This is a genomic window from Nocardia wallacei (assembly GCF_029868745.1).
GTDB classification, from domain to species: Bacteria; Actinomycetota; Actinomycetes; order Mycobacteriales; family Mycobacteriaceae; genus Nocardia; species Nocardia wallacei_B.
On the sequence record NZ_JARWOP010000203.1, the window covers coordinates 1 to 9,901 of the forward strand.

General features: G+C 69.9%; 9 protein-coding genes. 8 read left to right on the forward strand and 1 reads right to left on the reverse strand.

Annotated elements, in window-relative coordinates; translation table 11 throughout:
- Positions 1-266 precede the first annotated feature (266 nt).
- The 6 genes from alr (at position 267) to tsaD (ending at position 5,377) form a co-directional block, all read left to right on the forward strand.
- Positions 267-1,415 (forward strand): alanine racemase, encoded by a 1,149-nt coding sequence (gene alr / locus QH470_RS16690; protein WP_280273285.1) that lies wholly within the window; start codon positions 267-269, stop codon positions 1,413-1,415.
- The gene (locus QH470_RS16695) at positions 1,412-2,512 is read left to right on the forward strand and encodes an alpha/beta fold hydrolase (RefSeq protein WP_280273286.1); all 1,101 of its coding nucleotides are present in this window, start codon (positions 1,412-1,414) and stop codon (positions 2,510-2,512) included. Before alr ends, QH470_RS16695 begins: the two co-directional genes overlap by 4 nt.
- On the forward strand, positions 2,505-2,951 hold the full coding sequence (tsaE, locus tag QH470_RS16700) for a tRNA (adenosine(37)-N6)-threonylcarbamoyltransferase complex ATPase subunit type 1 TsaE (protein ID WP_280273287.1): 447 nt from the start codon (positions 2,505-2,507) through the stop codon (positions 2,949-2,951). The genes QH470_RS16695 and tsaE overlap by 8 nt, the downstream gene beginning before the upstream one ends.
- A gap of 91 nt (positions 2,952-3,042) precedes the next feature.
- Positions 3,043-3,804 (forward strand): tRNA (adenosine(37)-N6)-threonylcarbamoyltransferase complex dimerization subunit type 1 TsaB, encoded by a 762-nt coding sequence (tsaB, locus tag QH470_RS16705; RefSeq protein WP_280273288.1) that lies wholly within the window; start codon positions 3,043-3,045, stop codon positions 3,802-3,804.
- Positions 3,801-4,328, forward strand: a complete 528-nt coding sequence (gene rimI, locus QH470_RS16710; RefSeq protein WP_280273289.1) for a ribosomal protein S18-alanine N-acetyltransferase — start codon at positions 3,801-3,803, stop codon at positions 4,326-4,328. The genes tsaB and rimI overlap by 4 nt, the downstream gene beginning before the upstream one ends.
- Entirely contained in the window at positions 4,325-5,377 is a 1,053-nt protein-coding gene (tsaD, locus tag QH470_RS16715) for a tRNA (adenosine(37)-N6)-threonylcarbamoyltransferase complex transferase subunit TsaD (RefSeq protein WP_280273290.1), read from the forward strand. Before rimI ends, tsaD begins: the two co-directional genes overlap by 4 nt.
- Before the next feature lie 33 nt (positions 5,378-5,410).
- On the opposite strand, the gene QH470_RS16720 is transcribed toward tsaD, so the two are convergent.
- On the reverse strand, positions 5,411-6,916 hold the full coding sequence (locus QH470_RS16720; protein WP_280273291.1) for a DUF7159 family protein: 1,506 nt from the start codon (positions 6,914-6,916) through the stop codon (positions 5,411-5,413).
- Positions 6,917-7,530: 614 nt separating this feature from the next.
- On the opposite strand from QH470_RS16720, the gene groES reads away from it, so the two are divergent.
- Together groES and groL are read left to right on the forward strand one after the other, a co-directional pair.
- A complete protein-coding gene (gene groES / locus QH470_RS16725) occupies positions 7,531-7,833 on the forward strand; it encodes a co-chaperone GroES (protein ID WP_187685248.1) in 303 nt (100 codons plus the stop codon).
- An 89-nt stretch (positions 7,834-7,922) separates the two neighbouring features.
- Positions 7,923-9,530, forward strand: a complete 1,608-nt coding sequence (gene groL, locus QH470_RS16730) for a chaperonin GroEL (protein ID WP_280273292.1) — start codon at positions 7,923-7,925, stop codon at positions 9,528-9,530.
- Positions 9,531-9,901: the final 371 nt, after the last annotated feature.

The following is a 9,901-nucleotide window of genomic DNA, read 5'->3' on the forward strand; positions in this document are numbered from 1 at the left end:
GGGTGGGGAGCTTTCGGCGGAGAGGGTTGTGTGGAGTGGGGAGGTTTCGGCGGACGGGGTTGCGTGGGGTGGGGAGGGTTTGGGCGAGGGGGTGTGTGGACTGGGAGGTTTCGGTGGAGGGGGCGCGGGGGTGGGTGGTAGCTGTCAGCTGGTGGTTGTTGTTTGCGAGTACAACGCTAGTTAGTTGGAGTGGGCTCTAAGCAAGGGGGATTTCTGGTGGGAAGCCTGTGCTGCTCGGGTGAGGGGTAGTGGCAGGATCGGTGGCTGTGAGTAGTGCTGAGCCGCAGGTGGAGACTGTCGTTGATTTGGGCGCCATCTCGCATAACGTGCGGGTGCTGGCGGGGCATGCGGGGGGTGCTGCCGTGATGGTTGTGGTCAAGGCCGATGGGTATAACCATGGGGCTGTGGCGGTGGCGCGGGCGGCGTTGGCGGCGGGGGCTGCCGAACTTGGTGTTACTACCGTCGCTGAGGGGTTGCGGCTGCGTGCTGCGGGTATTGGTGCGCCGATTTTGAGTTGGCTCAATACTTCCGATGCCGATTACGCCGCGGCCGTTGCCGCTGATATCGAGATCGGGGTGTCTTCGGTGGCGCATCTGCGTGCGGTGGAGCGGGCCGCGCGCGCTACGGGTATTACGGCGACCGTGACTCTGAAGGTCGACACGGGGTTGAACCGCAACGGGGTGTCCAGTGTCGAGTATCCGCAGGTGCTCGGGCTGCTGCGGCGGCTTGTCGAGGAGGGGGTGGTCCGTTTTCGGGCGTTGTTCTCCCATCTCGCTCGGGCCGACGAACCGCAGCATCCGGCGATCGACATGCAGCGGGATCGTTTTCTGGACGCTATTGCCGTGGCGAAGGAGTATGGGCTCGAGCCCGAACTGGTGCATCTGGCCAATTCGGCGGCCACGCTGACGCGGCCCGACCTGGCGTTCGACATGGTGCGGCCTGGTATCGCCGCCTATGGGCTGTCGCCGGTTCCGGAGATCTCCGACTTCGGGCTGCGACCGGCCATGACGTTCCAGGCCCGGGTGGCGCTCGTCAAGCAGGTCGCCGAGGGGGAGGGCGTCTCCTACGGTCACGAATGGGTCGCGCCGCGGGCCACGACGGTCGCGCTGGTTCCGGCGGGTTATGCCGACGGCGTGTTCCGGCCGCTGGGCGGGCGCATCGCGGTCCGCATCGGCGAATGGCACTACCCCAATGTCGGACGGGTGTGCATGGACCAGCTGGTGGTCGACCTCGGCGACAACACCGCCAACGTCCGTGAGGGCGATACGGCCGTGCTGTTCGGCCCGGGGCAGCCCCATCCGCAACACTGGGCCGACCTGCTCGGCACCATTCATTACGAGATCGTCTGTTCCCCCCGGGGCAGGGTCGTGCGACGCTATGTGGGCGATATCGCGCAACAAGGGGGTGGCTTATGAAACCCGAACGGCCGCACGGTTTTCGGGTGACGGCGTGGCGCGGCGGCGTGGCGACCGCGGGAGCGATGGGCGCTCTGGCGGGGGCACACGCGCTGCGCCGCATGGGATCCTCGGTGCGCTGGCCCGCCCACCGCGACGAACTGCGCGACGAGGACTTCACGCTGCTGGAGCGCGATCGCGCCGCCACGGTGCGCACCGAGGACGGCGTGGAACTGGCCGTGCGCGAGTGCGGTCCCGAGAAGGCCCCGGCCACAGTCGTTTTCGTGCACGGCTTCTGCAACAGCATGGAGTCGTTCCACTTTCAGCGCCGCGACCTCGAAAAGCTCTGGGGCGCCGCGGTCCGGCTGGTGTTCTTCGATCTGCGCGGGCACGGCCGCTCCGGCGCGCCGGACGACCCCAGCTGCATCGTGCCGCAATTGGGGCGCGACCTGGCCGCGGTGCTCGAGCAGCGCGCGCCGAAGGGACCGCTGCTGCTGGTCGGGCATTCCATGGGCGGCATGGCGATTCTGGCGGCGGCGGCACAGTTCCCGCGGTTGTTTCAGCGGCGGGTGCGGGCGGTGGCGCTGCTGTCGACGACGGCCGCCGAGGTCACCTCCACCGGCGTCGCGCAGCTGCTGCGCACGCCCGCGATCGACGGGTTCCGGGTGGCGGCCCGCGCCGCGCCGGCCCTGGTGCAGGCGGGTCGCGTCACCGCGCGCGGTGTGATCACGCCGATCCTGCACGTGAGTTCGTTCCACGGCGACGTGAGCCCGACCCTGTCCCGGTTCACCACCTCGATGATCGACCGCACCCCCGTCGACACGATCGTGAAATTCCTGAAAGCGCTGGAGCTGCACGACGAATCGGCCGCGCTGCCGACCCTGGCCCCGCGCCCCGCGCTGGTCCTCGGCGGCGTGCATGATCGGGTGATCCCGTTCCGCAACTCGCGGGCGCTGGCCGCGCGGCTGCCCGACGCCGACCTGATTCGCGTCACCGATGCCGCCCACATGGTGCACCTGCAGTACCCGGACCTGGTCAACGCCGCGCTGGATCGCCTGCTGCGGCGCAGCGGGCTGCTCGGCAACCGTCGCGCCGGTCGCGAGGCCGCCCGTGGCTGACCAACGGATTCTGCCGACCGTCGAGGACACCGAGGCCTTGGGCCGCGAGCTGGCGTCCGGCCTGCGCGCCGGTGATCTGGTGGTCCTGGACGGCCCGCTGGGCGCCGGCAAGACCGCGCTCACCCGCGGCATCGCGGCCGGGCTCGGTGTCGAGGGCCGGGTCAGCTCACCGACTTTCATCATCGCCCGCCAGCACCGGGCAGGACCCCGCCCGGACGCGATCGCCCTCGTGCACGTCGACGCGTACCGCCTCGGCGGCGACCTGGACGAACTGGACGCCCTCGACCTCGACACCGACCTGGACGACGCCGTGGTGGTGGTCGAATGGGGCCTCGGCGTGGTCGAACACCTCTCCGACCGCCACCTCCGAGTCCTCCTGCGCCGCGAACCCGAATCCGATATCCGCACGGCCACATGGGAATGGGTGAGCCCGTTCTGAACCCGCCGGGCCCGCCGCCTCGCGCCGGTCTCGGCGACGCGGGCCACGGGTGCCGTTGTGAAGGTGACCAACCGGTATCGTTGGCCCAATCATGCTTGTACTCGCTGTCGACACCGCGACACCTGCCGTTACAGCAGGACTGGTGGAGCTGGAGCGGGCCGCCTCGGAGCAGGATCGGCAGCCCGCCGATCAGGAGGCAGCGCCGCGGATCCACACCCTCGCCACCCGCGTGACCGTGGACGCGCGCGCCCACAACGAGGTGCTGACGCCGCAGATCCTCGAATGCCTGGATGCGGCGGGTCGTTCGCGCACCGACCTCGAGGCGGTCGTCGTCGGCATCGGCCCGGGCCCGTTCACCGGATTGCGGGTCGGGATGGCGACCGCCGCCGCGTTCGGCGACGCCCTCGGCCTGCCGGTGTACGGCGTGTGCAGCCTGGACGCGATCGCCGCCGAGGCGTGGCAGGAGATCACCGACGCCGACTCCGAGCTGCTGGTGGTCACCGACGCCCGTCGCCGTGAGGTCTACTGGGCGCGCTATCGCATCCGCCCGGCAGCCGAGTTGGCCGGGCCTGCCGCCATCGGATCCGATGCGCGTGCCATAAGCCGGGTCGCCGGTCCGGGCGTGACCAAGCCGGCCGATCTCGACACGCGCGATTCGACCGTGATCGCCGGATCCGCCTCGCACGTCGACTTCTTCGACCTGCCGGTGCTGCCGGTGGAGACGCCGTCACCGGCCGGGCTGGTGCGCTGCGCCGCCACCGAGATACTGGCCCGCGCGACCGCCGAACCGCTGGTGCCGCTGTATCTGCGCCGCCCCGACGCCGTCGAACGCAGCTATCAGGCGGCGTCATGACCACGGCGGATCGACCGGCCGTCACCGTCGAACCGATGGGCCCGGCCGACATCGCGCGTTGCGCGGAACTCGAGACGCTGCTGTTCCCCGAGGACGATCCGTGGCCCGAGGTGGCCTTCCAGTCGGAGCTGGCCGGCGCGCACAACCGCTACCTGGTGGCCCGCGACGAGAGCGGCCGCATGGTCGGCTACGCGGGCATCGCGCTGCTGGGCACCCTGGAACATCCGGAGGCGGAGGTGCACACCATCGGCGTCGATCCGGGGGTGCACCGCGCCGGAATCGGCACCGTGCTGTTGCGGGCGCTACTCGTGGAGGCCGGAAGACGCGGCGGCCCGGTCTTTCTCGAGGTCCGCACCGACAACGCGCCCGCGATCGCGCTCTACGAGAAGCACGGCTTCCACATCATCGGCCTGCGCAAGAACTACTACCAGCCCAGCGGCGCCGACGCGTTCACCATGCGCCGCCCGGCGATGACGGGCTTCCCGCAACCGGATTCCGTGCACAACTCAGAGGTCCTGTCATGATCGTCATGGGCATCGAAAGCTCGTGTGACGAAACCGGAGTCGGCATCGTCCGCTGGCATCCCAGCGCGACCGAGGAGGGGAAGGGCAGCTGCGAGCTGCTGGCCGACGAGGTGGCCTCCAGCGTCGACCAGCACGCCCGCTTCGGCGGCGTGGTGCCGGAGATCGCCTCCCGGGCACATCTCGAGGCGATCGTCCCCGCGATGCGGCGGGCGCTGTCCGCCGCGGGCGTCACCAGACCCGACGCGCTGGCGGTCACCATCGGTCCCGGTCTGGCCGGTGCGCTGCTGGTCGGGGTGGCCGCGGCGAAAGCCTATGCGGCGGCGTGGGATATCCCGCTGTACGCGCTGAACCACCTCGGCGGCCACGTCGCCGTGGACACCCTCGAGCACGGCCCGATGCCGCCGTGCGTGGCGCTGCTGGTATCCGGCGGGCACACCCATCTGCTGCAGGTGACCGATCTCGCCGAGCCGATCGTCGAGCTCGGCAGCACCGTCGACGATGCCGCGGGGGAGGCGTTCGACAAGGTGGCGCGGCTGCTCGGGCTCGGCTTCCCGGGCGGCCCGGCGCTGGATGCGGCTGCGGCGCAGGGTGATCCGACCGCCATCATGTTCCCGCGCGGCATGACCGGTCCCCGCGATCCGCGCTACGACTTCTCCTTCTCCGGATTGAAGACCGCCGTCGCCCGCTACGTCGAGGCCGCCCAGCGGACCGGTGCCGAACTGCCCATCGCCGATATCGCGGCCTCGTTCCAGGAATCGGTCGCGGATGTGCTCACCGCCAAGGCAATCCGCGCCGCCCGGGACGTCGGCGTCGACACGCTGGTACTCGGCGGCGGCGCCACCGCGAACTCACGCATCCGGTCCATGGCCGAGGAACGTTGCGCCGCTGCCGGTCTCACCCTGCGCGTACCCAAACCCCGCCTGTGCACCGACAACGGCGTCATGATCGCGACACTGGGCGCTCACGTCATCGCGGGCGGCGCCAAACCATCCCCCCTCACCGTGGCCACCGACCCCGGCCTTCCCGTCTCCACCAGCCAGCTGCGCTGAACCCGAAAAGATTGCTGCGGCAACCTCTCTGGATCAGTCGGTCGGCTGGACCGCGGCGGCCCCGGCGGAACCGGAGTTCGATCTCGGCAGAGCCGGTGCCCGATTGGGAGCGGTGGTCGGGGTCGCGGTTGTCGATCCCTCAGGAGACACCGTCGGGCCCGGGGACGGGGTGGTGGTGCCCAGTAACGGGCCGAGTAATCGCGGCAGGTCGGGGAGCGGGATCTGCGGCAGGTTCGGGTCCGGCCGCAGTGGCGGCGCGGTGGTGACCGGGGTGCGATTCACCGTGGTGGTGGTCGGCTGTGTGCCGGTGGAGGCGGGCGGCGGCACGGGCACACTGGTGGCGGCCGGTTCCCGGCCGGGCTGGGACTGGCCCGCCGGTGCGGTCGACGAGCCCGTCGGCGTGGGCGGCGATGTCGGCGCCGGGGTCAGCTGCGCGGTATTGCTGGTGCCGACCGGACTGACATCGTGGCGATCGGCGGACGGGACCAGTTCCTTGACGCCGTAGCCGACGACCAGGCCCACCACGACGACCGCACCGGCGAGGGTGCCGACCAGCTTGGTGAAGGTACCGGCCGACGCGTCGCTGCCGAGGCTGATCACCGGGAACGTCGACGGTTGCGCCGAATCCGCCACCAGCGCGGCGCCTTTCGCGGTAGCGGCCTCCGGCTCCGGGACGGTGAGCACCGGGACGTCGATCAATTCGTTCAGGCCGGTGACGACGGTGGGGATGTTGGCGCCGCCGCCGATCACGGCGATCGCCGCGGGCGGCTTCGGCGAACGGGCGAACACCCCGGACGCGTACACCGCGGCCTCGCGGACCAGACCGGCGATCAGCTCCTCGAAATCGGCGCGCGTCAGTTTCAGCGGTTGACCGGCGACATGGTCGATGGTCACCGCCGGGGCGATGGACAGATGCTCCTTGGCCGCGCGGCTGCGGTTGATCAGCATGCTGCGGTTGGGGCGGGTGCCACGGCGGGCGAAGTGGCAATCCAGCAGGTGGTGGTAGATGAGCTCGTCGACCGCGGCGCCGCTGATGGCGGCGGTGCGCTCGGAGCGCAGCGTGGTGTCGTCGGCCAGATCGGCGACGGTGACGGTCATGCCGGAGGCGCCCAGATCGATGATCGCGACCGTCTCGTACCTGTCGAGCAGGCCGGTGTGGCGCAGATAGGTGAGGGCGGCGGTGCTCTCGGGGATGAGCTGCACGTCGCGGCGCTGACGGCCGATGGCCGACCGGATGGCGACGGCCTGTTCCCGATCGCGGTAGGCGACGGCGATCGCGCCCGGTGGTCCGGCGGCGGCCTCGGGATGCAGCGCCGGGAGGCCGGCGGTGTGCGCGCCCACGGGGTGCACCACGTCGCGGGCAGGCATCTGGGTGGTCATCAGTTCGATCGACGACGCCACCAGATCACCGAGGTCCGAATGTGCGGCGTCCGCAGACACGACTCGATAGTCGAAACTCTGGGCGCCGTTGGGGGCGGTGGCGACCAGCGCCGAGCACACCACTTCGTTCCCGGCGGAGATGCCGAGGGATGTTCGCATGTTCACCTCCCTTCGAGCGGATGGTCACGGTGTCGCCGACCATCTCGAACGGGCAGCGCGGGCGTCCGCATGGATGGCGGACGGCCCGAGCGGCGGATCCAGCCGGGCCCTCGTCCGTTCGGGTGTCGGGACCAGCCACCGATCACTTGCGGTCTAGCTCTCGTCTCAGGCGTGCGCGATGGTTCGCGCGGGGGCGGGGTGGGGTGAAGCAGTTGTGTTGTCGTGCTCGGCGGTTCGCATGACAGGACGTCAACCAGCGCGAGCGCGCGGCGGACGCAACATCACGGAGCCGTCGTCCATAGTGTCACAATCCGTTATTGGAACGTTACAGATTTCGACGATGGATTGCCACGTCCTACGGCGTGTTGGGAGTTGATCTGGAAATTGGCTCATGCCGGGTGCGAATAGCACCGCCCGCTCTTGAGCGCTGGCACTCGCATGTATAGAGTGCTAGGTGGCACTGCGGATGTTGCTCAGGTGCCGCTTGACTACTGAGCAGGGGTCCCGGCACCCGCGACGACGGGGCTATGCACAGGGTCAACACCGTGACCATAACCGTGCGCCCGGGGAACCGCCCCGGACGCGACGAATCCCCTGAAAGTGGAGGGCTCAACGTGGCGAGCGTGAACATCAAGCCGCTCGAGGACAAGATCCTCGTCCAGGCCAACGAGGCCGAGACGACGACCGCCTCCGGCCTGGTCATCCCCGACACGGCGAAGGAGAAGCCCCAGGAGGGCACCGTCGTCGCCGTCGGCCCCGGCCGGTGGGACGAGGACGGCGAGAAGCGCATTCCGCTGGACGTCAAGGAAGGCGACGTCGTCATCTACTCGAAGTACGGCGGCACCGAGATCAAGTACAACAACGAGGAGTACTTGATCCTCTCGGCGCGCGACCTGCTGGCCGTCGTCGACAAGTGACCCGGTAACGACGCTGCCCCGGTGCCCGCACACGTGGGGCCGGGGCAGTTGTCGTTCGTCCCCTTCCATCAGCAAGGACTGATTTCACCATGGCAAAGCAGATCGAGTTCGACGAGAAGGCTCGTCGGGCTATGGAGCGCGGCGTCGACAAGCTCGCCGACGCCGTGAAGGTCACGCTGGGCCCCCGTGGTCGGCATGTGGTGCTGGCCAAGGCGTTCGGCGGCCCGACGGTCACCAACGACGGCGTCACCATCGCCCGTGACATCGACCTCGAGGACCCCTTCGAGAACCTGGGCGCGCAGCTGGTCAAGAGCGTCGCGACCAAGACCAACGACGTGGCCGGCGACGGCACCACCACGGCCACCGTGCTGGCGCAGGCGCTGATCCGCGGCGGCCTGAAGAACATCGCCGCCGGCGCCAACCCGATCGGGCTCGGCGCGGGCATGAGCAAGGCCGCCGACGCGGTCTCCGAGGCGCTGCTGGCCGCCGCGAAGCCGGTCTCCGGCGAGCAGGCCATCGCGCAGGTCGCCACCGTCTCCTCGCGCGACGAGGAGATCGGCGAGATGGTCGGCAAGGCCCTGACCACCGTCGGCAAGGACGGCGTGGTCACCGTGGAGGAATCCTCCACCGTGAGCACCGAACTCGTGGTCACCGAGGGCGTGCAGTTCGACAAGGGCTACCTGTCGGGCTACTTCGTCACCGACCACGACAAGCAGGAGGCCGTGTTCGAGGACGCGCAGATCCTGCTGCACCGGGAGAAGATCTCCTCGCTGCCCGACTTCCTGCCGCTGCTGGAGAAGATCGCCGAATCCGGCAAGCCGGTCGTCATCATCGCCGAGGACGTCGAGGGCGAGGCGCTGTCCACCCTGGTCGTCAACGCCATTCGCAAGACGCTCAAGGTCGTCGCGGTCAAGGCGCCGTTCTTCGGTGACCGTCGCAAGGCGTTCCTGGACGACCTGGCCGTCGTCACCGGCGGCACCGTGATCAACCCGGATCTGGGCATCAACCTGCGCGAGGCGGGCCTGGACCTGCTCGGCCAGGCGCGGCGCGTGGTGGTCAGCAAGGACGAGACCACCATCGTCGACGGTGCCGGCACCCAGGACGCCATCGATGCGCGCGTGGCCCAGCTGCGCGCCGAGATCGAGGCCACCGATTCCGACTGGGACCGCGAGAAGCTCGAGGAGCGGCTGGCCAAGCTGTCGGGCGGCGTCGCGGTGATCCGTGTCGGTGCGGCCACCGAGACCGCGCTCAAGGAGCGCAAGTACCGCGTCGAGGACGCCGTGAACGCGGCCAAGGCCGCGATCGAGGAGGGCATCGTGCCCGGCGGCGGCACCGCGCTGGTGCAGGCGGCGGCGAAGCTGGCCGAACTGCGCGATTCGCTGAGTGGTGATCAGGCGATCGGTGTGGATGTGGTGCGGCAGGCGTTGCGGGCGCCGTTGTACTGGATTGCCAGCAATGCCGGGATCGACGGTGCTGTGGTGGTCAGCAAGGTTTCCGAGGGTAAGGAGGGGTTCAATGCGGCCACTCTTACCTATGGGGATCTGGTGACCGATGGTGTGGTGGATCCGGTGAAGGTGACTCGGTCTGCCGTCTTGAACGCGGTTTCGGTGGCTCGGATGGTGCTTACCACCGAGAGCGCGATCGTTGAGAAGCCGGTTGAGGACGAGGGCGACGACCACCACGGGCACTCGCACTGAGATATTGGCGCCGCCTTCGGCGTCGCGTGTTCGCGGCCCTGATGGCTCGCGTTTCGGCGGTCGAGACTCGCGCTTCGCGCATGCGCTTCGACCGCCGAAACGCGAGCCGGCCGCGAACGGTCGCTCGTAAGACTCGCTCCGTGCGGGGGGACGGGGTGGGACGTGCGGGTTCGGGGTGGGGGTGATCAAGTAGCGGGGGGGGGGGGGGGGGGGGGGGGGGGGGGGCGGGGCGGGGGTGGTTTTGGGGTGTGGGGGGGGGGGGGGGGGGGGGGGGGGGGGGGGGGGGGGGGGGGGGGGGGGGGGGGGGGGGGGGGGGGGGGGGACGGGGGGTGGGGGGGGGGGGCGGTGGGCGACGGCGGCGGTCCACAGGT